Here is a 25,984-nt window from a genome sequence, read left to right as displayed (position 1 = left end):
CTCCGTGTCTTCTCGGCCTCGTTGTCCCGCCTTGGATGGCCTCGACTCGCTCGGGTCAGGCCAGCGGGCCGGCTTCCGGGTGCCGGCGGGGCTTCGAATGGTTATGCCGGAGGGCAGGGACGCCTAAATCGACGCCCACGATTGAGTTAACCCCGAATCCCACACACGCGGGACCGGGAAGAGCGAGCCCGGTACGTTAGTCCGCGATTGGGGAGTCGGCAAGATGTGCCGCATCAACGGATCAGCAAGACCGTTATCTCGCTCGATGGGCCGGAATCAATACGCCTTCGCCCAAACCACCCTCTTTGCGCTTGGCTTCCCGCTGATCACGCAGGTTCCTGGTTCGCCCTTGTCTTCCGGGATGCAGCGGATGGTGACGCCGAGTTCGTCCTGGACTTTTTTCGCGGTTTCGCTGGTGCCGTCCCAGTGGGCGAGGGCGAAGCCGGCGTGGATCTCGGGTTGTTCGGCGTTTTCGGGGGTGAAGAAGGCTTTGAAGGCCTCGGCATCGTCGATGACACGGGTGTGCTCATCACGAAACGCCTTGGCTCGGGCCAGCAGGCCGTCCTGGATGTCCTGGAGGATGTCGGCGACGGTGGCGAGGAAGTCGGTGCGTTTGATGCCCTGTTTTTCCTTGGGGCCTTTGTCCCTGCGGGCCATGAAGACCGAGTCGTCGGCGATATCGCGCTCGCCGATTTCGAGGCGGATGGGGACGCCGCGTTTGATCCACTGCCAGGTCTTGTCGCCGCCTCGGAGGTCCCGGGTGTCGACCTCGACTTCGATCGAGCGGTCGGCGTAGCGGAGGTCGCGGAGATCGGCGGCGAGTTTGCTGCAGTAGTCGAGCACGATCTCTGGGGGCTTGCCCTTGGGGAGGATGGGCAGGATGACGATGTGTGAGGGAGCGAGCCGGGGCGGGAGGATGAGGCCGTCGTCGTCGGCGTGGGTCATGATGAGCCCGCCGATGAGACGGGTGGAGACGCCCCAGCTCGTTGTCCAGGCGTGGTGGCGGAGGTTGTCTTCGCCAAGGAACTCGATGTTCTGGGCCTTGGCGAAGTTCTGCCCAAGGAAGTGGCTGGTTCCGGCCTGCAGGGCCTTGCGATCCTGCATCATGGCTTCGATGGAGAAGGTCTGGACGGCGCCGGGGAAGCGTTCGTGGGCGGGTTTTTCGCCCTTGATGACGGGCATGGCCATGTAGTCCTCGGCGAAGCGGGCGTAGACCTCGTGCATGGTCGCGGTCTCGGCCTGAGCTTCCTCGGCGGTGGCGTGGGCGGTGTGCCCCTCCTGCCAGAGGAACTCGGTCGTCCGCAGGAACATCCGGGTACGCAGCTCCCAGCGGACGACGTTGGCCCATTGATTGATGAGGATCGGCAGGTCGCGGTAGCTCTGGACCCACTTGGCGTAGGTCGCCCCGATGATGGTCTCACTCGTCGGGCGGACGACCAGCGGCTCTTCCAGGGGGCCAGCGGGCTTGAGCCCGCCCTGGCCATCGTCCTCCAGCCGGTGGTGGGTGACGACGGCGCACTCCTTGGCGAAGCCCTCGACGTGCTCGGCCTCCTTCTCCAGGTAGCTCTTGGGGATGAACAGCGGGAAGTAGGCGTTCTTGTGGCCGGTCGCCTTGAACATGCCGTCGAGGACGCGCTGGATGTTTTCCCAGAGCGCGTAGCCCCACGGCTTGATGACCATGCAGCCGCGGACGTCGGAGGGCTCGGCGAGCTCCCCGGATTTGACGACCTGCTGGTACCACTGGGGGTAGTCTTCGGCGCGGGTGGGTGTGATGGCGGTCTGGGGCTTGCCGCCGCCCCCCCCACTCCCCCCGCCCCCCTGCTTCTGCTTCATCTTTTGGTTCATGGGCGGCAGTCTACAGGCCCGCCCGCCCCCTTTCACTGAAACTCGTCGGGGACCTCGCCGGTGATCAGCCACTCGCGGAGGTAGCGGTAGTCGGATTTTTCTATTTCCTGCGCGTACAGCATGCCGTCCTGATGGATCTGGCGTGACAGGCGGGATTCAGCCCAGATGAGCATCGGGGCGACCACGAGCGTCAACAATACGGCACCTGTTGCCGCGAGTGGCGCAGCTGTTCGTATGGCCGATCCTACAAACAGACCAAGATCGACCTTGGGTGATGTCAGCCAGACCAAAACCCACAAAATGCCCAGTGCGCCTCCGAGGCAAGCGAACAGCAGGCCTATAGGCACGCTGTCATCGTTGATGAGGATGGCGCCCAGTGCCCCCATGACGCCACCTGCGAGGGCAGAGCCGAATAAGCGAAGCATCAGGCCGATGAGGACCATCCTTCTCTCGACACCTAGCATCCGCCAGAGCCAGCCGCCCAGCCACAGCAGCAGCGTCAGGCTAGCTAACCCCTTCAGCGCGAGAGGTCGAACATACGACGGTCCGCCATCAAGCAGACTCACGGGGTCCCATGTGAGATAGCTCCAGATCGCGGTGAGAAAGAGTGAGGCTGCCATGATCGTTGCTGGCATGAGTGGTCGTAGAGACAGCCGCGTGGGGACATCGATTCCTAACTCTCTAGCCCGCTGGTAAATCGCTCTGATCATCAGCCCACTCAATGCGAGCAGAACTGCTGAAGCCAAAAGAACATACTCAGTCGTGAGAACGCCACCGGCAAACTGGATTCCAAATGCCCGGCTGGACCAGGGCGTCATCCACCACAGCACCACCAGCACCGTCGGCAGCAGAAAGCCCAAACCCAAAACGACGCCTAATCGACGCCAGCCGATCCAGAGAAGCATCGGATCTTGCCCGGATCCACGCGTTCGCCAGATGCGGATCACACTGAGTCCGCTGAGTCCCAGGACCAGCGTGTTGGCCGCGATCAGGATGCTCATCAGGGTGGCCTGGTCGAAGACGGCGTACTCGATCTGCCGCCAGGGGGTCGCATCGATGGTCAGAGATGGAATTGCCGGCAGCATGGTGCCCAGCAGCAAGCCGTATCTGGTTTGTCGCTCGTAGAAATCAGGACTGCCGTCCTGGAGACTCTGGAATCGATCCTGAGCACGCTGCACATCTGCTTGAGCCATATTCAGCAAGTCAAGGTCGCCCAGAACATCGTGCACATAGACCTTCGTCTGCAAGGTGGTGGTATGAATCGATTGAGCGACGAGGAGTTCGATCAGGGCTTTCGATCCACCCGCGAGTTGGCGAGACATCTGCGAGGCCACTTCAATCCACACCTTTGCCCCTTCACGATCACCTGCCCGCGCCCGTTTGATAGCCAAGGCCTGAGATAATCTGGCCGCTTCCCGCTGATGTCCGAGGCCTGGGAGCATGACCGAGACAGACCGGCTGATTCGCATCACAAGCCCCATCATGGTCCTGGGCTCGGGCAGAAGAGCCTGGCGTTTGGCCTCCACCTCAAACCCATAGAACGTAGTCTGTGTCTTGGTCGAAGCCTCAAGGATCAGCTGCGCTGCCCGATCAACCGCTTCATGATCGGTAACTTCCATCCTCACGGGGTGATCGGTGAACATCTCGCCATCGTGGACGCGTGTAGAACTCAGCGTTTCATCGCGTACAAACTCAGCAGTCCCGTTGAGATACAGGCTCGCCAGCGCGTAGTCGTAAGCGGCGTTATCAGGATCGAGTTTGATTCCAAGCTCTAAAATCTCCTCAAGCGAGTCGTTCCCAATCAGTGTCTCGGGCGACAACGCCTTTCTGTGTTGCGCTTCTCGCAGAGCCTCAGCGGCAAAGTTCGCGTAGTACATCGGCTCATCCGGGAATCGCTCCCAGATCGCGCGCTGCGCGGCGGCTGAACTCTCGGCAGTCGGCTCGCCATAGACGATGAGCAGGTCGTCCTCGCTCATGTCGGCGTGCAGCCACTCGAAGTACTGCTGCTTGATCCAGCCGGTCTGATCGGGGTCGATCTCGTAGGGGTTCATGACAAATGACGAGGTCAGCATCATGCATACCATCAGCAGCACCATCAGCAGGATCGCCAGTGGCACAACGGTGACGCGCGCTCCCCAGGTCAGGACCGACCGCAGGCGCATGCGCCGCCGATTCGCTTGCCACAGGCCATCTGAGATCTCCTGCTCATCGCCGAGGGCACGGATGGCGTTGGCTTTTGCCTCTTGGTCAGAGTTCCCGCCACGACGAAACTCGGCTTCGGCGTCTTCCAGGTGCCCTTCCAGCTCTCGGGCGATCTCCATGCGCAGTTCACGGTCGATGCTCAGCCGCTTCGTGAGCCGCTGAGTAAGTTCGTTGTAGGGATTCATGCTCAGGCTCCTGTCAGAAACAGGCTGACGGCCTGTGAGAACGATTTCCACTCCTCCTGCCGCTGGACCAGCTCCGATCGGCCCCGCCGGGTCAGGGCGTAGTACTTGCGCTGCTTGCCCGAGTCTGAATCACGCCACTGGGCCTTGATCATCCGCTGCTCTTCGAGCCGGTGCAGCGTCGGGTAGAGAGTGCCCTCTTTCCACTCGAAGCGGCCGTTGGTGCGGGCGTTGACGACCTTGACGATCTCGTAGCCGTAGCGCGGCTGCTCGTTTAGGAGCGACAGCACGATCGGCACCACGGTTCCCTTGATCAGTTCTTTGGATACATCCATCACAAGCCTCCTATGCATTGGGTACCGAGGTATATTACCTCGTATTCCGATGCATAGCAAGGCGCGTGTAAGAATGGGTGGATCAACCAAGTGACCTGCCGGAGACCCCGGAATAAACTGTGCTGGAATCACATCCCCAACAGCGTGCGGATGTGCTCCTGGACGGCCCCTAGCTCATTCGGCAGCACGGCGAATCGTTCTTCGCGCTCAAACAGGTCCGCTAGATGCTCGGGCAGGGGTGGGCGTGTGCCGACGGCCTTCTCCACCGCGTCCGGGAACTTCGCGGGATGAGCGGTGGCCAGCGTGACCACCGGGACGCCCTCGGCGTGCAGGGCCTGGATTTCCTGGCGGGCGGCGTGGACGCCGACGGCGGTGTGGGGGTCGATGAGGTAGCCGTCGGTTTCCCGGTGGACGTTGCGGATGGTAGCGAGAGTGGTTTCTTCGTCGATGCGTCTGGCGGAGAAGAGGGCTCTGGCGGGGGCGAGCCGGTGGTCTTCGATGTGGAAGCCGCGGTCGGACCTGAGCTTCGCCATCAGGTTGGCGACTTTCGCGGCGTCGCGGTCATAGAGGTCGAAGAGGAGGCGTTCGAAGTTCGAGCTGATCTGGATGTCCATGGAGGGGGACATGGTGGGGACGACGTTGCCGAGGGTGTGGTCGCCGAGGTTCAGGGCCCGGGTGAGGATGTCGTTGCTGTTGGAGGCAACAATGAGTCGTCGGATGGGCAGGCCCATCTGGTGGGCGATGTATCCGGCGAAGACGTCGCCGAAGTTTCCGGTCGGGACGCTGAAGGCGATCGGGCGGTCGGGTCCGCCGAGGGCGAGTGAGGCGGTGATGTAGTAAACGACCTGCGGCATGATCCGCGCCCAGTTGATGCTGTTGACGCCGGACAGTTTGATGCTGTCACGGAACGACGGGTCGTTGAACATCGCCTTAAGCAGGTCCTGGCAGTCATCGAAGGTTCCTTCGATGGCGACGTTGTGGACGTTCTCGGCGCCGGGTCCGTGGACGGTCGTCATCTGCCGACGCTGGACCTCGCTGGTGCGGCCGTGCGGGTGGAGGATGAAGATGCTGGCACGCTCGCGACCCCGGATCGCCTCGATCGCTGCGGATCCGGTATCCCCGCTGGTCGCGCCGACGATAGTGATCCGCTCGTCGCGCTGCTCGAGCACCAGGTCGTAGAGCCGTCCGAGGACCTGCATGGCCACGTCCTTGAACGCCAGCGTCGGGCCGTGGAACAACTCCAGGATGTGCTCATCCCCGCCGATCTGAACCAGCGGGCAGACGGCACGATGCCGGAAGGTCGCGTAGGACTCGTCGATCACCTTGCGGAGCGCGTTGTCACTGATCTCGCCTCCTGCGAATCGCCGGATCACCTCGAACGCCACGTCTTGATACGGCTTTCCACGCAGCGACCGCAGCTCATCGAGTGTCAGAGTCGGCCATGACTCGGGCACATAGAGGCCGCCATCGCGGGCCAGGCCAGCGAGCATCGTCTCTTCGAACCCCAGCCGGGGTGCCGAACCGCGTGTGCTGATGTACTGCATCGGTCTCTCCAGAGGCAAGCAGTCTATACGACGCCTCGACCACAGTCCGAGTCTGCGGGTTATCCTGCTCATCATGTCACGACCCATCATCGGCATCACCGCCGACAACCAGAACAACAGCACCGACTCGGGCAACTACGAATCTGCGTTGGCCTATACCCGGGCTGTTGCGGAAGCGGGTGGTTCGCCGGTGATTCTGCCTCATGTGATCGACGCGATCCCTGATTACCTGGCCGCCTGCCACGGCTTCGTCCTCACAGGTGGAGGCGACCCCGCGATGGAGCCGTTCGGCGAGCCAACCGACCCACGCACCCGTCAGATGACCCCTACACGGCAGGCTTTCGAGTTTGCCCTTCTCAAATCACTCGATGAGGCCACGCAGCCCGTCCTTGGCATCTGCCTGGGGATGCAGTTGATGTCTCTCCACCACGGCGGGCGACTCTTCCAGCGTATTGAGGATGTCGTCCCTCTCCCTCAGCGACACGACAAGAATAATCTTCACCCCATCGCGTTCGAGGCCGACACCCCCTGGCTGCCTCGCGTCGAGGACGTTGTCGTCTCAAGCCACCGTCAGGCTGTCAGCGATGCCGGGACGCTGACGGTTCTCGCCCGTGCCGAGGATAATCTGATTGAGGCCGTCGAGCGTAAGGGACCACGCTTCTACCTCGGCGTGCAGTGGCACCCGGAACGCGGCGACGATGGTCCGCTGAGTCGCGGGCTCTTCCTCAAGCTGACCGCTCAGGCGCAGCAGCAGGCTCAGGCGAGCCAGTACGCCAGAGACTGAGCATCGCGCCCGCCACACCGATCATCAACACGGCATCGGCCAGGTTGAAGATCCACGGCCAGAGCCCGGTGGTGGGGAGCATCCAGAACAGATCGCGGACCGCGGCGAACATCAGCCTGTCGTAGAGATTGCCAAGAGCCCCCGCCAGGATCAGGCCAAGAGCAAGATGCAGGCCCCATGAACCTTTGGGCGACTTGGCATACATCCACAGGATCAGGGCTGTCGCCAACAGGCTGACGACGACAAAGACCGGCTGACCGCCCTGCCCCAGGCCAAAGACCGCCCCGGTGTTGAGCGTTAGCTTGAGGTTGAGCACGTGAGGGATCACGACGATCGCCTCGTGAGGCGGGATCCCTGCTCCGGGGTAAGTCGGGTCGGGTCGCACCGGCACCCCAGCGACTGTCGCGAACGCCCAGTACTTAAGCAGCATGTCCAGGGTCAGCGTAAAGACGACCACACCAGTGAAGAGGAGCCATCCAGCGAAGCCCGGTGTCGGGTGTGCGGCCACACTCACCCGGAACTCAACCCGCGCCGCTCGCGCTCGCGTGCGACTTCGATGGTGTACTTCGCCCAAGGCTTAGCTTCGAGTCGCTCCCGGTTGATTGGTTCGCCGCTCTCGAGGCAGACGCCGTAGTAGCCTTCAATCAGCCGTCGTATCGCCTCGTTGATCTCGTGCAGCAGCTTGCGCTCTGACGCCATCAGGCCGAGATTGAACTCCTCGTCAAAGTTCTCCGACCCGATGTCTGCCATGTGAAGCGGCATGCTCGACGAATCATCCGAGCGGTCCGCCCGGACCGTCTCCATGCCAGTGACACTCCCGATGATCTCGGCTCGCCGGTCGAGCAAAAGCCGCTTGAAGTAATCAAGGTCCTTCTTGTGAAGGCCGGTCTTGACTTTCTTCAGCTCCGCAACGGTCCATTCACGATCCTCACGGATCACCGTCTTCGGGCTGGAGTCATTTCGAAAGGGCGATGACAACTTCTTGATAGGCGGGAGCTTCTTGGCCAGCGAGGCTGGGATCGCTGATACCGGCTTCCCCGGTTTGGCATTCGTCTTGACCGAAACCGCCTTGTCTTTCGGCTGCTTCCTACTGCTGCTGGGTGATTTTTTCTTTGAAGCCGCACTCCCCGCCTTTGGTTTCGAGGGTGCGGATTTTGCGGTCTTGGCTGGACTTTTTTTTGTGACCGCGGGCTTACTCGACGATGCTTTCTTCGAGACCGCTTTCTTGGCCGGACTCTTTTTGGCAGGAGCTTTCTTCGCCGGTGCTTTTTTGGCGGGCGCTTTTTTCGTTGTCACCTTCTTGGTCACTGCGGACTTCTTGGCGGTCTTCGCGGACTTGCTGTTCGCAGCCGCAGTCTTCTTGACCGACGACGCGGCTTTCTTCTTCCCCGTCTTGCTGGCGCTGACTTTTGAGGCCGATGTCTTGGCCTTGGACGACTTTTTGGCTGCCACGACCGAACTCCGTAAGCAGTTGGCCAATCATGGCTTAGGCGAAAAAACCTAAACCGTACAATCCGCGGCAAGTTGCGCGAAGCTCCGTAGGGTAGCGATCACCCGCCTGCTCAGCAACCGCCGGGGCTGAATAGAGTGAACTGAGGTCAGTCGGCGTGTTTCTTCCTCAAACGCCCGCTCAACCGCAGTAGCAGGTGAACCCGCTCGAACTGGTCCAGCCAGTCAGAGGTGACGGCAGCGAGTTCCTCGGCAGGAACAGCGGCCCCCGGCATCGGGCAACTCGGACCCAACTGCTGCGACGCCATGATCCGGTACCGCGCCAGCGTCTTATCCCCAAACCATCCGACCAGCTCATCATCTTCCGCGGCGAACACCACGACTGGTACCCGCTTGCCGCTGTTGATCATCAAACGATCCTGAAGGTCCGAGTGCTCATCCCGATCGAGCCACCGCAGCAACACCTTCCCCCCCGACGCCTCTGCGATCTTCTCGACGATCGGCATCTGTTGAACGCAATCCCCGCACCAGATCCCTGACATCACCAGGCACCGGACTTCGCGGACGAACCCGCCCAGCAAGGCCTTCTGCTGATCCGTCAGCACAACACGGTCATAGACCTCTTGCCAGCGCTTACGCTGGTCATCCGTCCCGGTCGCCATGTACTGGTCGTAGGTCAGCCCGGCTTCAAACTTCCTGCGGAGATAGCTGGCATCCATGCGAAGATTCCTTGGACGAAACTTTAGAAATGAAAAACAATCATCGATGCTAACTGCTGAGCATTCCCGTCTGACGGGCGTAAGCGAACACGCCACCAGCGTCGATGATCGGCTTGGCATCTCCCAGTGGCTGAAGCTCGTAGCTCTTGCCGCTGGTCAGGTTCCTGAGGGTGCTCGAATCAACATCGAGCTCGACCTCGTCGCCGGTCTTGATCTCATCGATGAGGCGATCGTTGGTCTCCAAGGGCAGGCAATACCCGCCATTGACGCAGTTCCGGTAGAAGATCCGAGCGTAAAACTCGGCCACCACCGCCTTAACACCGGCCTCGGCCAGTGCCAGCGGGGCGTGCTCACGGGACGATCCGCAGCCGAAGTTGCGCCCTCCAATCACAATGCTGTACTGGCTCTGGAACTGCCCCTCCTCGACAAACCGCAGATTGCCATCGGGCAGCCCACACTGCGCTGGAGGCACGCCGACGTTCGCGTACATGCCGAAGTACTTCCGCTCCTCAGGATCGGAGGGGTTGTACGCCAGATACTGGGCCGGAATGATCTGGTCCGTATCGATGTCGTCGCCGAGAACGAAAGCTTTGCCACGGATTACATCCGCCATCATGGGTCTCCTCAGTAAGCTTCAAACATTATGCCGCCCCGTCGCTGATTGCCAGCGGTCACCCCGAAGGGACCTCCGAACCCGATGCCGACTCGACAGGCTCATCCGCCTTCACCTCCGCTTTCCCCTCATCGGGGGCTTGAGCCTCAGTCGCGTCGATCTCACCCGCGGGTCGATCCGCTATGGCGACCGCAGCCGCCAGCTTGCTAAGACGCTCTAGCTCCCCAGCATCCTGAGGCTCACCGAGCAACGGACGGAGGCTGACAAACAGCCTCTCCGCCAACTCCCGACGGTTGGAGGCCAGCGCTTCCTGTACCACCTGCTCGACCACGCGCATCACGCCATCGCGTACCCCCGCCTCAGCACCCCCAGACTCGTAAGTCCAAAGGGCCATCGCGGCATACTGCGCCGCTCGATCCACACGCTCGGCTCGTGCCGCCGCCATCAACCCTAGAATCGCGGCGTCATGCACGTCCTCACTCGGATCTAGCTGCAGCCCTTCAGCCAGCAGCGGCTCAAGTGAAGCCAGTGCCCGCTCGGCCAATCCCTCCGCCAACAACAGCCCCGCCAGACGCCGACGCTGCATCAGCGAACGCACAGGGTCCTCGCCAGCGGTTCCTGATAACGCCGCTTCGAGAAGATCGCAGCGCATCGCTCGATCCACACTCAGCGTGTCCAGGTGCTCATCCAATCGCTCCGTTTCATCCAGGGTCCATCGCGAAGCCAACGCCAGCAACAGCTCTCCACGAGCACTCTCTGTCGTGATCTCCTGTGTAGCACCGGCCAGTAACTCCTCCGAGAGTCGGCCAGCATCCGGGTGCACGCTGAGGCGTTCACGCGCTATTGATCCGAGTAGTTCGTCATCAATCAGACCCACCAACGGGTCCATTGGCCACGCCACACGATCCTTCCAGGCCGCGACCGCCGACAACCTCACCGCCGGGTCGGCATGATTCAACCACGCGACGTAACGATCCAGCTCCGAATCATCCGCCACCTGAGCGTACAACCGCACCAGCGGCGCGTTGATCGGAATATTCCGGAGGAGCAATGCGAGCAAACGCTCGGACAACAGAGTCTTCTGCTCGTCCACGAGCATCCCTGCTTCGGCATACACCAGCAGCGCCTCGGCCGAAACCGTGCGATTTGCGGGGTGATCTAACAGTTCAATCATGGCGAGGGTTGCTACGGCTCGCGGCTTGCGCGCCAGCATCTTGAGCATCGCTGAACGGACTTCCGCGTCGGCCTCTCGCTGCTTGGCCAACCGATCCGCCACCAGGTCCGCAGCCTTGTCATCGTTCAGACTAAGCAGCACCGCGACTGCCCGACCGCGCAGCTCCGCTGTTCCGTTGAGCAGGAGCTGCCGAAGCGCCGCTCGAACCGAGTCGCCCACCTGCTCCCGCTGCTCCAGCCGCTGCAAGACCAGATCGATCCCAAGCTGACGCAGCAACGCCAGCGGGTCCTCCAGATACTCAAGCAGCAGTGGCTCCTGCTGGTCCGCAGGTGTCAGCCGATACACACGTCGCGCCGACGCCCGGAGGCGATTGTTCAGCGTGGTCAACTCCGCCGCCTGCCGAGAGCTCCTCGAAACCGCCACGCGCTCCGATGTCTCATGCCACCCCGAGGCATCCCAACCCTTGGCGGTGGCATACCAGTCGCTCAGCTTCTCCAGCGACGCTTCACTCCCAAGCAGGGGCTCGAGCAGCCGCTGGAGTGACCGCAGCGCGACCAATCGGATCGCAGGCGAATCATCCCCCGACGCCAACGTCAACAAACCCTCGATCACCTCGCGATACCACCGATGCGACAAGGCATCGATCGAAGCCAAACGCCGCTCCATCGGAACAGCACGATCGATGGCCACCGCCAGTAAAGCCGTTGCCACTTCCTCAGAGTCCATCCTTGACAACACCAGCCGAGCCTTTGGTACCACGTCTCCAGAGCCTTCCAGCCTCAGCCGAATCAGTGTGTTCATCAGAGACGCTGGCGGGTCATCCATCCGCAGCAGCACATCGAGTGCCGCATTCGTCTGAGCATCCTGTTCAGTCCGCTCCAACTGCCGCCTGAGTGTCTCGACCGGGTCCTGTTCCACCTCGGTCTGCGAAGCCGCCTCGACGCTCGCCTCGACTTCGGGCTCGTCCGACCACGCCACAGGGGTCAGTCCAAGCAGAGCAGTCACCAGCCCGGCGATCACGAGAAGACTGAGGGTTTTCGGCCAATGTGAATCAAACAATACGTCCACTCCCTACTGGGACAAGCCCCATAGCGGCTCCCAATATAGGCTCACCGCCAGAGTTGCGCGGCTCACCAACCACTACGCCGATAGATGACGGTAGGATCCCCTTTTTATCGAACTCTGGACCCGAGCCCCCGCATGATCGACCTTAAGGACCTCCGCCAGAACCCCGACCGCTACCGCCAGGCCGCCCACGATAAGGCCATCCGGGTCGATATCAACGCCCTCCTGGCATTCGACGAGCAGCTGCGCCAGGCTATGACACGCCAGCAGGAACTGGCCGCCGAGAAAAACCGCATCGGCAAGGAGATCGGTCGTGTGGCTGGCCAACTCAAAAAGGCCGACGCCGACCAGCGACAAGCCCTTCAGACCGAGATGCAGACCCTTCAGGAGCGTCCTAACCAGATCAAAGCCGAGGAATCTGAGATCGACGCCAAAGTCGCCTCCCTCGAATCGCAGCGCGACGCCCTCCTACTCAAAGTCCCCCAGCCCGCGGCTCCGCACGTCCCTGTCGCCCCCGATGAATCCGGTAATGTCGAAACCAGCGCCTGGCACCCCGACTGGTTCGACCCCCGCAAGACCTTCGCCGAGAACAAAGGCTTCGAGCCCAAGTCCCACCTCGAACTGGGCCGCGATCTAGGGCTCTTTGACTTCGAACGTGGCGTCAACATCGCTGGCAGTCGCTCCTACGTCCTCACCGGCGCCGGCATGCTCCTGCACAACGCAGTGCTCCAAGCCGCGCTCTCTTTCATGAGCATCGACAACGGCTTTACCGCCATGTCCGTCCCCGTCCTGGTTCGCGACCATGTGATGACCGGCACCGGCTTCTTCCCCGCAGACAAGGACCAGGCCTACGAAATCGGCGAATCTCAGCGAGGTGGCGGATACGATCTCTACCTCACCGGCACCGGCGAAGTCGGGCTCATGGCCTTCCACCAGAATGAAATCCTGCCCGCTGAATCACTCCCCCGACGGTATGTCACCCTCTCCACCTGCTTCCGCCGCGAAGCCGGGTCTGCTGGCAAAGACACCGCTGGCCTTTATCGCATCCACCAGTTCGACAAAGTCGAGCAGGTCGTCCTCTGCGAAGCCGACCTCGACATCAGCCGGCAGTGGCACAAGAAAATGATCGGCTACGTCGAGACCTTCATGCAGCGACTTGAACTCCCCTACCGGCTGCTCCAGGTCTGCACCGGCGACATGGGCCCCGGCAAAGTCGATCAGATCGACGTCGAAACCTGGATGCCCAGCCGGGGACCCGAGGACAACCACGGCAAACCCCTGGGGGCCTACGGCGAAACCCACTCCGCCTCTCAACTCGGCGACTACCAGACCCGCCGCCTCAACCTCCGATACCGCGACCCCGCCGACCCCAAAGCCAAAGCCACCCGCTTCTGCTACTCCCTGAACAACACCGTTTGTGCCAGTCCACGCGTCCTGATCCCGATCCTCGAGCTCTACCAGAACGCCGACGGCTCCGTGACCGTCCCGGCCCCGCTCAGACCCTGGCTTGGCGGACGCGAGACCCTCACCGCTGACCAAGGCCTCAACCTGCCCGCATAAAACCTCATCGTTTCATAAAATTCTTCCTAGCGAGCGCAAAGTCATGCCTAGGCTTGTTTTATAACTGTTCGTTTGCAGTTTAGTCGTCAACCTGATACAATCACGCGATGCCAACCGCTAAATCCAAGCCTGCTCGTGCCCGCAGCACCACGCCGCGGAAGTCATCCTCTCGCCGGACCTCAGCCTCTACAGGCGTCAAGTCCACCGCGAGTTCCATCACCAACTACACCACCGCTATGCGATGGCTCTACGAGCACACCGACCACGAGCGCATGCGTCTGGTCAAGTATGACGACAAGACCTTCAGTCTCGACAGGATGCGCAAGCTCCTCGATCTCCTGGGCAACCCCCACGAGCAGCTCAAGGCGATCCAGGTCGCTGGCACCAAGGGCAAGGGCTCGACCTGCACCATGCTCGCCAGCATGCTCGACGCCTGCGGGCTCACCACCGGTCTCTATACCAGCCCGCACCTCGTTGACCTCCGCGAACGCATTACCATCAACTCCAGCCTCATCAGCTACAACGATGCCGCTGAGATCTTCAAGCAGATCGCCTCGGTCGAGAAGAAGTTTGGCGACATCCCGCCGACGTTCTTCGAGATCATGACCGCCGCCGCGCTGATTCACTTCGCCGAGCAGGCCGTCGATGTCGCCATCCTCGAAACCGGCCTCGGCGGGCGACTCGACTCGGTCACCGCCGTGACGCCTCTCGCCACCGGCATCACCCAGATCTCCCTCGACCACACCCAGTGGCTCGGCAACGACCTCGCTTCGATCGCCCGTGAAAAAGCCGGGATCTTCAAGAAAGACGTGCCCGCCTTCTCCATCGAGCAGCCGCCTGAGGTGGCCGCGGTCCTCAAGGAAGTCGCCGAAGAGGTTGGTGCTCCTCTCAAGTTCAACGGCAAGGACGTGGATTTCTCATACCGTTTTGAAGCCAGCCGGGAACTCGGCCCCCACACGCGCGTCTGCCTCACGACTGAAAACTCTCAGTTCGACCACCTCGCGGTCCCGCTTCGTGGCGAACACCAGGCGCACAACTGCGGGCTCGCCCTCGCCCTACTCGACAGCCTCAAGCCGCACGGCTTTGCCATGGCCGAGCAAGACATCATCCGCGGGCTGGCCGACACCAAGATCGCTGGCCGCATGGAGCAGGTCTGGTCCCAGCCCCGCGTCGTCATCGATGGTGCCCACAACGCCTCCTCGATCCAGGCCCTGATCCGCTCTCTGGGTGCCCACATCAGCTACGACTCGCTCGTCGTGATCTTCGGTACCGGCCAGGACAAGGACGTCAACGGCATGCTCAAAGAACTCTCGCTTGGGGCCGACAAACTGATCTTCACCAAGGCCAAGGGCAACCCTCGAGCCTGTGAGTCGTCCGATCTCCTCACCAAGTTCGGGCTGCTCTCGGGCAAGATGGCCCAGACAACCGATAGACTCGATGAAGCCGTCAAGCTCGCTGGGCGCGCCGTCAGCCGTGACGACCTGATTGTCGTCACGGGCAGCTTCTACCTCGCTGGCGAGGCCCGCAAGCTCTTCGCCGACGCTACCGCCAAGCGGAACAAGGCCGCCGCAGCAGCGTCGTAACCAAACATCGCCCAGCTTTTCCCCCCGAGGACCGGACCATGAGGACGCTGCGCATCGGCTCCTTCCAGCCCGCCTCCCCCCTGCTGCTCGCACCGATCGCTGGCTACTGCGACCTGGCTTTCCGCCTCGTCGTCCGCTCTGTCCCCGGTTATCAAGGACATCCCACGGTCGGGCTCGCCTGCACCGACCTGCTCTGTCCCGAAGCGCTGCTCAACGAATCCCAGAAATCCCTCTGGCTCGCCGCTACCTGCCCTGAAGACAAGCCCGTCTGTATGCAGCTCTACGGCCGCCACCCCGATACCCTCAGCGCCGCCGCCCTGTGGGCTGTTGAGCACGGCGCGACCACCATCGACCTCAACATGGGCTGCCCCGTTGACAAGGTCACCAAGAAGAATGGCGGCTCCAAACTCCTCACCGAGCCCTGCCTGGCCATCGAGATCATCCAGGCCCTCGCCAGAACCCTCGAACCCCACCGCGTCCCGCTCACCGCGAAAATCCGTCTCGGCTGGGACGATCAGTGCCTCATCACCGACACCCTCCCCCCTGCACTCGCAGACGCGGGGGTCTCCGCCATCACCGTCCATGGCCGCACCACCGAGCAGAAGTTCCGCGGCTCGGTCCGCCTCGATGGCATCACCCGAGTCGTTGAATCCGTCAAGCGCTACCATCCCGATGTCGCCGTCATCGGCAATGGCGACATCACCAGCCCTCAGGACGCCGAGCAGATGTTCAACACCACCGGCTGCGATGGCGTGATGATCGGTCGCGGGGCCCTCGGTCAGCCCTGGGTCTTCCGTGACACCGCCTGCTACCTTGCCACCGGCGAAATGCCCCCGGCTCTGAGCCGACCCGAGCGAGCCGCCCTGGTCCTCCAACACTTCGAGAACCTCGCCCGCATGCGTGACGAACGGGTCGCCCTTAACACCATCAAACGCCGGATGTCCTGGTACTCCGCCCACCTCCAGCCCTGGCCCGGACTCCGCCGCGACGTTCAGGACGTTAAGTCAGGCAGTCAGTTCCGTGATTTCTGGGCCGCTGGTGTCGCTCGCATGGCCGACACCCCCGAACCTGCCGCAGCATGAAGGCCAAAAAACAACCGCCCCTCGCAAAAGGGGCGGCTGCATCAATCATGTAGTGAGTCGAGACTCAGCGGATTACGCCGAGCGACGACGCAGAGCGGCCAGGCCGCCCAGAGCCATCAGAGCCGCCGAAGCAGGCTCAGGAACCTCGATGAGGACGCCCGAAGCACGCATCGAGACGAAGGTCGCCGCGGTAGACTCCTGGACCAAGGTGTAGGCAACACCAGCAGTCAGCGGAGCCGAGCCGAGCTTGACCCAAGTGCCATCGTTACCGTTCTGATCAAGCACGGCCAGCACGACCGAGCTAGAGTCGCTGCCGTTGAGCGTGAAAGTCGTGTCGCCACCCGAGACGTTCGTGGTCGCGGGCCAGGTAGCGTAGAACGTGTAGGTGTCGCTCGCACCACCAGCAAGACCGGTGGCAAAGGAACCCGCGTTGTTCAGAGCCGTGCCAGCAGCCAGGACCAGGTTGTCAGCGTCGGTGCCGGGCGTGTAGCTGTAGGTGTAGGTGTCAACGGCTGAGCCGTCGCCACCGAACAGCGAATCGCCGCCGGTCAGGCCGACAGCGGTGCCCGCGACACTGGTGCTGGCGGTGCCGGTGTCACCACCGAATGCAAAGTTGGCACTCGGCGTGAACGGACCGTCATCGAGACCATCGGTATCAACTTCGATCAGGAACGCCGCCTGAGCCGCACCAGCCGTAGCCAGCGAAGCAACCATTGCAAGAGCAAACTTCTTCATCTTCTCATCCTCCATTTAGGAACATTTTGACGTCGTGGCTTGTTACACCACGAGAAACGACAGGCACAACTGAATAGGGATCACTCGTCCCTATACGTTCAGAATATACCACGAACCTGTCAGCGCCAAGCCAAAGTCTTATAAAGATTCTCTGGCCCCCCAGCAACCTATGAGGTTCACTAAGTCATGGATAGCCCGTGAGATGCACCCCGCATCGCCGCGCCAAACCGTACCGTCGGCGCAGGTATAATATTCAAGCTTTCCAAGCCCTTTCACTACTCGGAGCCCAGGCATGCGTTCACCCGCCTTCTCCCTCCTCTCCAGCTTAACGATCTCCCGTGCCCTGCTGCTCGCAGCCTGTGCTCTGCCAGCCTCGACTGCCCTAGCCGTGCCTTCGGCACTCAACACGATCTTCGTTCAGGGGTTCGGGAGCATCCCGACCGAATCCCAGTACGTCCCCTACGTCACTTACTTCGAGAACGGAGCCGCCTCCACCGAGGCCCTCAAGGCCCAGGCCGTCGCCGCTCGCACCTATGCGTACTACAAGATGGAAACGTCTGGCGGCATCGCCAACGGCACCAACGATCAGGTCTACTTCATTCCCAACCGCGGACTCCCCCAGCAGCGGCATTACGACGCCATGGCCGCCACCGAAGGTGAGATCCTCACCTTCTCCGACACCCTGATCGCAGCCTTCTACGTCGCCGGTTCAATCCCTACAGCAGGGACCATCGTTCCCGGCAGCATCGCTCAGGCGACCGCTGCCTCCAGCGACCCCACCGACACTGAAAAATGGGTCACCTACACCTGGGAGAACGGCGATCTTGGCAACAACAACATCGGTACCCCGCTCGGATTCCAGGGCAATCCCAATAACCCCTTCTATCGCAACCGCGGCGCCAAGAGTCAGAACGGTGCCAACTACATGGGCAACCAGGGCTACTCCTACATCGACATCCTCAAGTACTACTACGGGGCTGACATCCAACTCGAGCAGGTTGATCAGGGGGCTACGCCGATCTTCAACCGCAGGAGCCTGACCGACTTCGAGGGTGACGTGGGCTACTTCGGGAACGACGCGCTGCTCAATCAAGTCACCAACAGCGACCTCGGGCCTGGTACCACCTTCGGCTTTACCTCGGATGCACAGCAGGGCTCGTCCGCCCAGCAGATCACCATCGATCTCGATGAAGCTGCAGACAGCGAGAACGACGGCTTCATCTACCGCCACGCGGCCGGAGCCACACTCGCCACCGGCTTCGCCGGTCAGACCGCGGGCAATGTCCTACTCGATGCCTTCGGATCAATCGGCTTCTGGCTCAAGACCACCACACCAGGGCTTCAGGTCGCGCTCCACCTCGACGAGAACGAGCAGAACACCGAGTCATCCCTCATCAAGAACGTCGTCGCTGATGGGCAGTGGCGTAAATACGAGTGGTTCCTCGATAACCCGGACCAGTGGTTTTCTCGATCCACCGGCCGAGGCGGGACCGGGTCCGGTGCCGTCGAAGACCGCTTCTCGCTCGATTCCATTGTGATCACTGGCGACTCCGACGCCGTGGTCCTGCTCGACGATATCTTCTACGACCCCCAGGCCGTCCCCGCACTGCCCGGCGACTTCAACAACACCGGCACTCTGACACAGGTCGATATTAACCTCCTCGTCGCCAACCTCGGCGACCCCGACTACGACGTTGATGGCGACTTCGACGCCGATTTTGATGACATCAGGGTCTGGATTGAGGACCTGTACGGCTCGTTCTTCGGAGATGCCACGCTGGATGGCACCGTTGATCTGGTCGACCTCTCTATCCTCGCATCGCGCTTTGGGAGCAGCCGTGTCTGGACTGAAGGCGAGTTCAATGGCGACGGGGTCGTCGATCTGATCGACCTGTCCTTGCTTGCCTCGAACTTCGGGAACTCTGCCCTCGTGCCAGAACCCGCCAGTGCCGGCTTACTTTCGCTGTCGATCCTGTCGATGATCCGAAGACGCTAGCCTCCGTGACTCCACGCTATCCTGTGAAGCCACGCAAGGTCGCGTGGACAGACTCTCACCGGACGGAGCATCATGGCTGGCTGGTATCTCCCGATCTACAAGACCATTCGCTCGTCAAACACGCTGCGTTCCGTGGCGCGTGGCCTTCGCTACGCGATGCCGGACATCAAGGTCACCGCCCAGGTTGACTACCTCGGGCCCTTCCAGTTTCGGCTTAAGCGCCACCATTGGCTCTGGGGCAAACAGGCGCTTAGGGGGCATGCCCGCGGCCTGGCCATGTTCGAACGCATCATTGAGCCCGACGGTGTGTTCTACGATGTCGGTCTCAACATCGGCTACTACGCGCGCTTTATCGCTTCGCACTTCGCCGTCAGCAAGGTGGTTGGCTTCGAACCCATGACGCAGAACATCGACCTGGCGAGGAGGAACATCGAACTCTGCCCGCGTCCCAACCTCATCAGTCTGCATGAGATCGCTCTGGGGGACACCGACGGCGAGGAGTTGCTGCAGGTTGATGACATCACCGACGGCTCCGCGGTTCTCGACCGTGTCTCAGGCGGGGAGCCTGCGGAAGGCCGGCAAAACGCCGGGCTGCCCGGCATGACGGAGGCCGTGCGCATGCTCAAACTCGACACCTTTGTCGCCGAGGGCAGCGAGCCGGCGCCGACGGCGATGAAGATCGACACCGAGGGTGCTGAGGTCATGGTGCTTGAGGGGGCGACGGAAACCCTCGCTAAGCACAGCCCGCACCTGGTCATTGCGACCCATGGCGTCGAGCCAGCGATCGGGACGTTTAACCTTCTCACCGAGCACGGTTACCGACTGTTCGGCTGGGCGCGCGACCCTGCGGTCAAGGGCGGGCGATACCGGCAACTCACGCTGGCGGATTTGTCTCAGCTCGCCGACAACAACCTGATGGCGAGTAAAGACCTTGGGTTGCTCGAAGCGCCGATCGACCCTCTTGATATGAGCAACCTCAGCCTGCGTGGCTAGCGGCCAAGCTGATCTGATAACAACTGGCGGGGAGCTTGGCAGGTGAGCCGATCAGCTTCATCAGCTCCGATCATCTCGCTGGCAACGGCGATGCCGTCGATACGCCCGCTGAGGCTGTCGGCGCGGTGGACATCGAGGGCGAGCAGGTCGTAGCGGCCCTCGGTGAGGTAAGCCCTGGCTCGTTCGCGGGAGAGGTCGGACTCCTCGCCGGTGAGACATCGGAGGTTGCCCTGGAGGAGGACGCCTTCTTCGTGGATGCGGTCGAGATGGGGTTCGAGGCCCTGGGCCATCGGGATGCGTTCGGGGTGGGCGAGGACTGGGTGGTAGTTGTTAGCGAGCAACCAGTTGAAGGTGTCATCCACATAGCCGGGCCAGGTGTGTTCCCAGAAGTCGCAGAGCACGGCGCGGGAGGGGCCGAGGGTGGGGACGCCGTAGTCCTGCATCCAGTCGACGACGCCGTCGAAGAGGCGGAGTTCCCCGCCGGGCCAGAGGGTGTAGTCGAGTCCGACGCTGGTGAGGTGTGCGCGCAGACCGCGGACGAGGTCTTCGATGCGGGCGGGGATGTTGTTGGGGAAGAGCTGGGGCCAGATGTGAGGGGTGCAGACGGAGCCGGTGTAGCCGGCTTTAAGTAGTCGCTGGACAAGGACTACGGTTTCGTCGTAGCTGCGGGAGCCGTCGTCGATGTCGGGGATGAGGTGGGCGTGGACATCGATGCGCCCCTCCTTGGGGAGAGGCGGTTCAGGGGTGTCTGCGGGTTGGGCGGGGTCTTCCGCGATGGTGCTATCCTCTTGTGGCGGTTTACTTTACCACGGCGGAATCGGCGGTGAGCCAGTCCATCTGGGCGGGGTCTTCGCCCATGGTTGCGAAGCGGATGAGTTGGAGGGCGATCATCTTGGAGCGGTTGCGGATCATGGCGCGGTCGCCGCGGAGTTTGGCGTGGTAAGCGCAGGATTCAGAAGGGGTTGCGAGTCCGAACCAGACGGTGCCGACGGGTTTGTCGGGGGTTCCGCCTTCGGGTCCGGCGATGCCAGTGGTGGCGATGGCGATGTCGGCTCCTGTGCGCTGGCGGGCGCCCTGGGCCATGGCTCGGGCGACGGCGGCGGAGACGGCGCCGTGGTTGCTGAGGGTGTCTTCGTCGATCGCTAAGTCGTTGATTTTACGGTCGTTGGCGTAGGTCACGAACCCGCCGAGGAAGACGGCACTGGAGCCTGCGACGTCGGTCAGGGAGGCGCTGATCATCCCGCCGGTGCAACTCTCGGCGGTGGCGACGGTCATGTTCTTCTCGCGCAGGAGGGCGATGGTGGCGTCCTGCAGGAGGGTGTCATCGAGGCCATAAACCAGTGCGCACAGGCGTGTTTCGACCTGTTTTTGGGCCGTGCTCAACAAACAAACGACGTCATCGTGCCTCGTTCCACTCGCTCTTATGCGCACAGAGACGACGCCGCCGGAGACCGTGGTACCGATGGTCGGGTTGGCGTCGCGGGTCATCAGGTCGCTGAGGGTTTCGCCGATGGCGGACTCGCCGACACCGAAGGTGTTGATCTTGCGGGTCATCAGGATGTTGCCGCCGCTGGCGGCGACGATGGTGGGCTCGACGCGCTCCTGGTAGATGGCGAAGAGTTCGCGGGGGACGCCGGGCATGACGAAGACCTGGGCGTTGTTGAGTTTGGCGTGGATGCCGGGTGCGGTGCCGACAGGATTGGGAAGGGCTGATGCGGTGCGAGGGATCATGGCCTGGACGCGGTTACGCTGCGGCATGGGTTTCCCGCGGCCCTCGAACCATGTTTTGAGTGTGGAGAGGGCGTCGGCGTCTTCGACGAGGTCGACGCCCATGGCTTCTGCGAGGGCGAAGCGGGTGAGGTCATCGGCGGTGGGCCCGAGGCCGCCGGTGACGATGACCCAGGGAGCGGTGTCGGCGGCCTGGAGGAAGGCGTCGCGGATGGCGTGGTGGTCATCGGGGACGGTGAGGTGGAGGTTGGCCATGATGCCCCGGGCGGCGAGGCGCTGGGCGATCCATGCGGTGTTGGTGTCGACGGTCTGTCCGAGGACGAGCTCGTCGCCGATGGCGAGGATGGCGGCGGAGGTGATGGGCATGGGGGGAGGATAGGGGGTGGGGCGTTGGTCGGCGAGAGAGGGGAGATTGGAGAGGAGAGTTGAGGTGGAGGGGGTGGGGGTGGTTATGAGCGTGGGTTTGGTTATGGGTGGCAGTGCGGTAGGCTGGAGGGGGTTCTGGGCCACTGGAGAACTGCTGGCGACGTTAGTTTCAACAGGCTCAGCAGAAAGCTGCTTGAATCAGCATCGCTGCAACCAGGAGCACATCAACATGCTGATGGTCTCTGTATTAAGACTTAAGATTAATATGCTTATCGTGGCGTTAGCCATGCTTATGGCGTCATGCGCAGATATGCGTAGCCTTGAGGATAATTTTATTGATTCAATCGATGTCTCCGAACTCACATCTGAGACATATGGCAACAGTGTAACGGTAAGACCATACTTATGGGGTCAAATATATGACGATGGGCCTATTCGTGTGGACAAGAAGCGGTATCGTATTTATGTTGATTATAAAGAAGATTTTGAGAATTTTGGTCTTATTGAAATCTATATAAACGAAAGAGATTATTCTTCTAGAAAGCACCGAAGAAAGCTTAATGATCTAATCACATCGCATCGATTTTTGACGCGTGAGGCTTATGAGGCCAATCGCTTTGTTGCATTTACTAGTTACGGAGGCGCTAAATCTATTAAGGTAGACAGAATTTATATTATGATTAGATCGTACGCAAAGGGTGGAGAATATGGAGATATCAGCCAATATGCTGAATCCTATCTAATCGCATACAGTATTCCATCTGAAGTATACTACTCAGGTGTTAGTACTGAAGAGATTCTTGAAGATTCTTCCTATCGAATCGAACGGCCAGCAGAGGTCGTTGGGGGCCTTCAGCCGGCTCTCGATGGTCGAGGTGTAGTTAGGTTGAAGCTCAATGGTCTGAATGACTAGCTTACGATTTGCGAATGATCTCTTTGGGTTGATCTTGGCTGTAACACTTGACGAAAAGGTTTGTGGTGCCGTGAGTCTTGCGCCTCAGGCTGTGTCGCGCTGGGGTGGTTGTTGGAGGCGGTGAGGTTTTGACCCCAGGCTTGGCGCCTGGGGCTCGTATCGAGGGGGTGGGGTGATGGTGGGTTGCGCGTATTGATGTAGAGGGTGGGATGCGACCACCCCACCTTTCCAGGTGGGGCTCGTTGGAGGGTTTGTTGTGCGGTTCATGGATCCGGGGGCCGGCTTTGCCGGATCCCGGCCACCCGTTGTTTTCGAGGGCGGAGGGTTTGGGCCCCCAGCCTGCCGGGTGGGGCTCGTTTGGGTGGTGGCCCTGCTTCGCCAAGGCTTCGCGGGGTTCGGTGAGGGGGCGGGGGAGGGCTTATACTTGGGGGATGGAAGCAAAAGCCGATGGACCGGTGATTCTGCGGGGGAAGCCTGTGGCGGACATGATTCTGGAGCGGTGTCGGGCGCGGATTGGGCGGATCAAGAAGGAGGCGGGGGTGACGCCTTGTCTGGTGACGGTGCTGACGGGGAATGATCCGGCGTCGGAGAAGTATGTGGATCGGAAGGGGAAGCTCTGCCATGAGCTGGGGATGGAGTCGATCAAGATCAAGTTTCCGGCCTCGACGACGACGGAGCAGCTGGTGACGAAGGTGAAGGAACTGGCGGCGGACCCGAAGATCCACGGGATTCTGCTGCAGCATCCGATGCCGCGGCAGATTGATGAGCGGGTGGCGTTTGAGGCGATTGGTGCGGCGAAGGACGTGGACGGGGTGACGTTTCACAGCTTTGGGACGATGACGTTCGGGTTGCGGGGGTTCGACTCGGCGACGCCTGGGGGGATCATGCGGCTGATGCGGCATTACGAGGTGGAGATCGAGGGGAAGCACGCGGTGGTGATCGGGCGGAGCGTGATTCTGGGGCGGCCGATGGCGATGCTGCTGCTGCAGGCGAACGCGACGGTGACGATCACGCACTCGCGGACGGAGGACCTGGCGGAGCACGTTCGGCGGGCGGACATCGTGGTGGCGGCGGTGGGCAAGCCGAACTTCGTGAAGGGTGACTGGATCAAGCCGGGTGCGGTGGTGATTGATGCGGGGTTTAACCCGGGTCCGTCGGGGAATATGGGTGATGTGGATTATGAGGCGTGTCTGGCGAAGTCGAGCATGATCACGCCGGTGCCTGGGGGTGTGGGTCCGATGACTTTGGCGGTGCTGATGGAGCAGACGGTGACGGGGGCGGCGCGTCAGGCGGGGCTGGGTGATCTGGATGATCAGGTGGTGTCGGTGGAGCGGTCGGGTGATTATTCGCCGGCGTTTGTGCAGTCGATCTGGGCGAAGGCTCGGGCGATCGCGGGCAAGGACCCAAAGCTGGTGCGGATGGATGCGTTCGGGCGGGTGATCGAGCGGGAGGCGTATGGGGATGAGGGGCATCCGAATGGCTGGGTGATCACGCATACGGGGGACCGATCGAATCGCGCGCAGCATCAGGCGGCGACCTGTCGGCCGATGCATGTGCGGAATGTGGCGGCGAAGGCACCGCTTTGACCGAGTGACTTCTTGCTCCATGGAGGGAGCCTGTTTTGTCGAGTTTGAATCAGCCATCGTATGAGTTGCCGCGAGCGACGGGGCTTTGCGCCTCGACGGGGCGTGCGTTTGAGCCGGGCGAGGCGTATTACGCGGTGCTCGTGGAGGCCCCCCCTGCTGACGTGTTGACTGATTCTGCAAACGCCTCTGGCCCGCCAACGCTTGGTTTTGGGCGGGTCGATGTGGGGGCTGAGGCCTGGGAGGGTGGGTTTCGGCCGGAGCGAGTGTTTTCGTTTTGGAAGACGCATCAGCCGGAGCCGAGTGCGAAGCGGTCGCCTTGGGTGGATGACCGGGTGCTGCTGGACTTGCTCGATCGGTTGGGGGATTCGGACGATTCGCGGCGGCAGTCGCTGCGGCATGTGATTGCGCTGGTGTTGATGCGGAAGAAGCTGCTGCGGTACGACGGGGCGGAGCGGCATGAGGAGGATGGGGAGGTGAAGACGGTGTGGCAGCTGACGCCTAAGGTGGATCCGGCGAAGGGGCCGATGGGCAAGTGGGATGAGGGGCGGGTGATCGAGGTGGCGGACCCGGGTCTGGCGGAGAGTGACGTGGAGTCGTTGATCGAGCAGTTGGGTCAGATCGTGGAGATCGATTCGTGAGCGGTTTTTCGGCGTGGCATCGTGTGGCGACGGCCCTGCTGGTGCTGTCGGTGGTGCTGGTGGTGTCGGGTTGCAAGAGGAGCCCGAAGTCGGTGATCCCGGAGGACCTGAATCCTTCGGCGATCGTGACCGGGCAGCCGTTACCGACGTATGCGCAGGTCGCGGCCCGTCATAATCAGCGTGTGGCGGAGTTGGGGCGGGTCTGGGCGTCGACGACGCTGCGGATCGAGTGGATTGAGGCGAAGGAGCATCGGAGCGAGCAAGGGGACGGGAATCTGCTGGTGATCCGGCCGGATCGGTTGGCGTTGACGGTGGGGAAGCTGGGGCATGTGCGGTTGTGGGCGGGGATGAATCCGGAGGTGGAGTATTTGTTTGATAAGTCGGGGGATGGGCGGGTGTATGTGCATCGGCGGGTGGCGAATGAGGTGTCGGGCGTATTGCCTGCGGAGTTGCCGGTGCCGTTGCAGCCAAGGGACGTGCCGTGGTTGTTAGGGATCATGCCGTTGCCGGATCGGGGGACGGTGGAGGGGCTCAATGGTTACTGGCTGGTGGAGCCTGAGGGATTGGGTGTGCGGTTGTTGATTGATCCGCGGACGGGTTCGCCTTACCGGATTGATCGGGTGGGTGTGCGGGGTCAGTCGGCGGTGATCGCGCTGCATCGTGATGTGGAGCCGGTGGAAGGGGTGGATGGTCCTACGCCGATGATGGCGCGGAAGATTCAGTTGATGGAGGCGGGGAAAGAGGCGCGGATCGATCTGGTGCTGGATCGTCTGCTGGCGGGTGAGGAGGCGGGGGATCGGATCCGGTCGGGGGCGTTTGATTTCCAGCGGCTGATGCGGGCGCATGAGCCGAGCGAGGTGATTGAGGTGTGGTGAGGTGTAGTTGTGTGCGG

The 25,984-nt window shown here is 61.8% G+C and carries 23 protein-coding genes; 11 read left to right on the top strand and 12 right to left on the bottom strand.

Going from position 1 to position 25,984, the window contains the following annotated elements; genetic code table 11:
• Window positions 1–276: 276 nt before the first annotated feature.
• From proS to thrC, 4 genes are all read right to left on the bottom strand, one after another.
• Window positions 277–1,845, bottom strand: coding sequence for a proline--tRNA ligase (gene proS / locus RIG82_11380; protein ID MEQ9461540.1), 1,569 nt, complete (start codon window positions 1,843–1,845; stop codon window positions 277–279).
• 32 nt (window positions 1,846–1,877) lie between these two features.
• Window positions 1,878–4,232, bottom strand: coding sequence for a permease prefix domain 1-containing protein (locus RIG82_11375; GenBank protein ID MEQ9461539.1), 2,355 nt, complete (start codon window positions 4,230–4,232; stop codon window positions 1,878–1,880).
• 2 nt (window positions 4,233–4,234) lie between these two features.
• Window positions 4,235–4,564 carry a PadR family transcriptional regulator gene (locus tag RIG82_11370; GenBank protein ID MEQ9461538.1) on the bottom strand — a complete coding sequence of 110 codons (330 nt, stop codon included), beginning with the start codon at window positions 4,562–4,564 and terminating at the stop codon, window positions 4,235–4,237.
• Window positions 4,565–4,692: 128 nt separating this feature from the next.
• A complete protein-coding gene (gene thrC / locus RIG82_11365; GenBank protein ID MEQ9461537.1) occupies window positions 4,693–6,108 on the bottom strand; it encodes a threonine synthase in 1,416 nt (471 codons plus the stop codon).
• A 73-nt stretch (window positions 6,109–6,181) separates the two neighbouring features.
• Between thrC and RIG82_11360 the strand changes: the two genes are divergently transcribed.
• Window positions 6,182–6,892, top strand: coding sequence for a gamma-glutamyl-gamma-aminobutyrate hydrolase family protein (locus RIG82_11360; GenBank protein MEQ9461536.1), 711 nt, complete (start codon window positions 6,182–6,184; stop codon window positions 6,890–6,892).
• Here the strand turns inward: RIG82_11360 and lspA are convergent.
• Entirely contained in the window at window positions 6,834–7,406 is a 573-nt protein-coding gene (lspA, locus tag RIG82_11355; protein MEQ9461535.1) for a signal peptidase II, read from the bottom strand. The genes RIG82_11360 and lspA overlap by 59 nt on opposite strands.
• On the bottom strand, window positions 7,403–7,870 hold the full coding sequence (locus tag RIG82_11350; GenBank protein MEQ9461534.1) for a TraR/DksA C4-type zinc finger protein: 468 nt from the start codon (window positions 7,868–7,870) through the stop codon (window positions 7,403–7,405). Before RIG82_11350 ends, lspA begins: the two co-directional genes overlap by 4 nt.
• A gap of 22 nt (window positions 7,871–7,892) precedes the next feature.
• Here RIG82_11350 and RIG82_11345 point away from each other — a divergent pair, with 22 nt between their 5' ends.
• Window positions 7,893–8,396, top strand: a complete 504-nt coding sequence (locus RIG82_11345) for a hypothetical protein (GenBank protein MEQ9461533.1) — start codon at window positions 7,893–7,895, stop codon at window positions 8,394–8,396.
• A 94-nt stretch (window positions 8,397–8,490) separates the two neighbouring features.
• Here the strand turns inward: RIG82_11345 and RIG82_11340 are convergent, their stop codons facing one another.
• Genes RIG82_11340 through RIG82_11330 form a run of 3 tightly spaced genes read right to left on the bottom strand, consistent with a single transcriptional unit; the run spans window position 8,491 to window position 11,906 of the window.
• Complete coding sequence (locus RIG82_11340; GenBank protein ID MEQ9461532.1) at window positions 8,491–9,060, bottom strand: thioredoxin family protein; 570 nt, start codon at window positions 9,058–9,060, stop codon at window positions 8,491–8,493.
• Between the two features lie 49 nt (window positions 9,061–9,109).
• On the bottom strand, window positions 9,110–9,673 hold the full coding sequence (locus RIG82_11335) for a 3-isopropylmalate dehydratase (GenBank protein MEQ9461531.1): 564 nt from the start codon (window positions 9,671–9,673) through the stop codon (window positions 9,110–9,112).
• Between the two features lie 58 nt (window positions 9,674–9,731).
• The gene (locus RIG82_11330) at window positions 9,732–11,906 is read right to left on the bottom strand and encodes a hypothetical protein (protein MEQ9461530.1); all 2,175 of its coding nucleotides are present in this window, start codon (window positions 11,904–11,906) and stop codon (window positions 9,732–9,734) included.
• Between the two features lie 141 nt (window positions 11,907–12,047).
• On the opposite strand from RIG82_11330, the gene serS reads away from it, so the two are divergent.
• The 3 genes from serS (at window position 12,048) to RIG82_11315 (ending at window position 16,137) form a co-directional block, all read left to right on the top strand.
• The gene (gene serS / locus RIG82_11325) at window positions 12,048–13,472 is read left to right on the top strand and encodes a serine--tRNA ligase (GenBank protein ID MEQ9461529.1); all 1,425 of its coding nucleotides are present in this window, start codon (window positions 12,048–12,050) and stop codon (window positions 13,470–13,472) included.
• 107 nt (window positions 13,473–13,579) lie between these two features.
• Window positions 13,580–15,055, top strand: coding sequence for a folylpolyglutamate synthase/dihydrofolate synthase family protein (locus RIG82_11320; GenBank protein ID MEQ9461528.1), 1,476 nt, complete (start codon window positions 13,580–13,582; stop codon window positions 15,053–15,055).
• 38 nt (window positions 15,056–15,093) lie between these two features.
• On the top strand, window positions 15,094–16,137 hold the full coding sequence (locus RIG82_11315) for a tRNA-dihydrouridine synthase (GenBank protein MEQ9461527.1): 1,044 nt from the start codon (window positions 15,094–15,096) through the stop codon (window positions 16,135–16,137).
• A 72-nt stretch (window positions 16,138–16,209) separates the two neighbouring features.
• Here the strand turns inward: RIG82_11315 and RIG82_11310 are convergent, their stop codons facing one another.
• The gene (locus RIG82_11310; GenBank protein ID MEQ9461526.1) at window positions 16,210–16,872 is read right to left on the bottom strand and encodes a PEP-CTERM sorting domain-containing protein; all 663 of its coding nucleotides are present in this window, start codon (window positions 16,870–16,872) and stop codon (window positions 16,210–16,212) included.
• A 292-nt stretch (window positions 16,873–17,164) separates the two neighbouring features.
• Here RIG82_11310 and RIG82_11305 point away from each other — a divergent pair, with 292 nt between their 5' ends.
• Together RIG82_11305 and RIG82_11300 are read left to right on the top strand one after the other, a co-directional pair.
• Window positions 17,165–18,868 carry a SpoIID/LytB domain-containing protein gene (locus tag RIG82_11305; protein ID MEQ9461525.1) on the top strand — a complete coding sequence of 568 codons (1,704 nt, stop codon included), beginning with the start codon at window positions 17,165–17,167 and terminating at the stop codon, window positions 18,866–18,868.
• Window positions 18,869–18,940: 72 nt separating this feature from the next.
• Window positions 18,941–19,861, top strand: a complete 921-nt coding sequence (locus RIG82_11300) for an FkbM family methyltransferase (protein ID MEQ9461524.1) — start codon at window positions 18,941–18,943, stop codon at window positions 19,859–19,861.
• Here RIG82_11300 and RIG82_11295 read toward each other — a convergent pair.
• Together RIG82_11295 and RIG82_11290 are read right to left on the bottom strand one after the other, a co-directional pair.
• A complete protein-coding gene (locus tag RIG82_11295) occupies window positions 19,858–20,574 on the bottom strand; it encodes a CpsB/CapC family capsule biosynthesis tyrosine phosphatase (protein ID MEQ9461523.1) in 717 nt (238 codons plus the stop codon). The genes RIG82_11300 and RIG82_11295 overlap by 4 nt on opposite strands.
• Window positions 20,575–20,659: 85 nt before the next feature.
• Window positions 20,660–21,955, bottom strand: coding sequence for a competence/damage-inducible protein A (locus tag RIG82_11290; protein ID MEQ9461522.1), 1,296 nt, complete (start codon window positions 21,953–21,955; stop codon window positions 20,660–20,662).
• 79 nt (window positions 21,956–22,034) lie between these two features.
• Between RIG82_11290 and RIG82_11285 the strand changes: the two genes are divergently transcribed.
• From RIG82_11285 to RIG82_11270, 4 genes are all read left to right on the top strand, one after another.
• Complete coding sequence (locus RIG82_11285; GenBank protein MEQ9461521.1) at window positions 22,035–22,868, top strand: hypothetical protein; 834 nt, start codon at window positions 22,035–22,037, stop codon at window positions 22,866–22,868.
• A gap of 431 nt (window positions 22,869–23,299) precedes the next feature.
• Window positions 23,300–24,454: a tetrahydrofolate dehydrogenase/cyclohydrolase catalytic domain-containing protein gene (locus RIG82_11280; protein MEQ9461520.1), complete on the top strand. Its 1,155-nt coding sequence runs from the start codon at window positions 23,300–23,302 to the stop codon at window positions 24,452–24,454.
• 35 nt (window positions 24,455–24,489) lie between these two features.
• Complete coding sequence (locus tag RIG82_11275; protein ID MEQ9461519.1) at window positions 24,490–25,092, top strand: hypothetical protein; 603 nt, start codon at window positions 24,490–24,492, stop codon at window positions 25,090–25,092.
• Window positions 25,089–25,967 (top strand): hypothetical protein, encoded by an 879-nt coding sequence (locus RIG82_11270; protein MEQ9461518.1) that lies wholly within the window; start codon window positions 25,089–25,091, stop codon window positions 25,965–25,967. The genes RIG82_11275 and RIG82_11270 overlap by 4 nt, the downstream gene beginning before the upstream one ends.
• The last annotated feature ends 17 nt before the right edge of the window (window positions 25,968–25,984 follow it).

It is taken from the genome of Phycisphaeraceae bacterium, from assembly GCA_040222855.1.
Lineage (GTDB): Bacteria > Planctomycetota > Phycisphaerae > Phycisphaerales > Phycisphaeraceae > Mucisphaera.
This window is presented reverse-complemented; position numbering and strand designations above follow the sequence as displayed.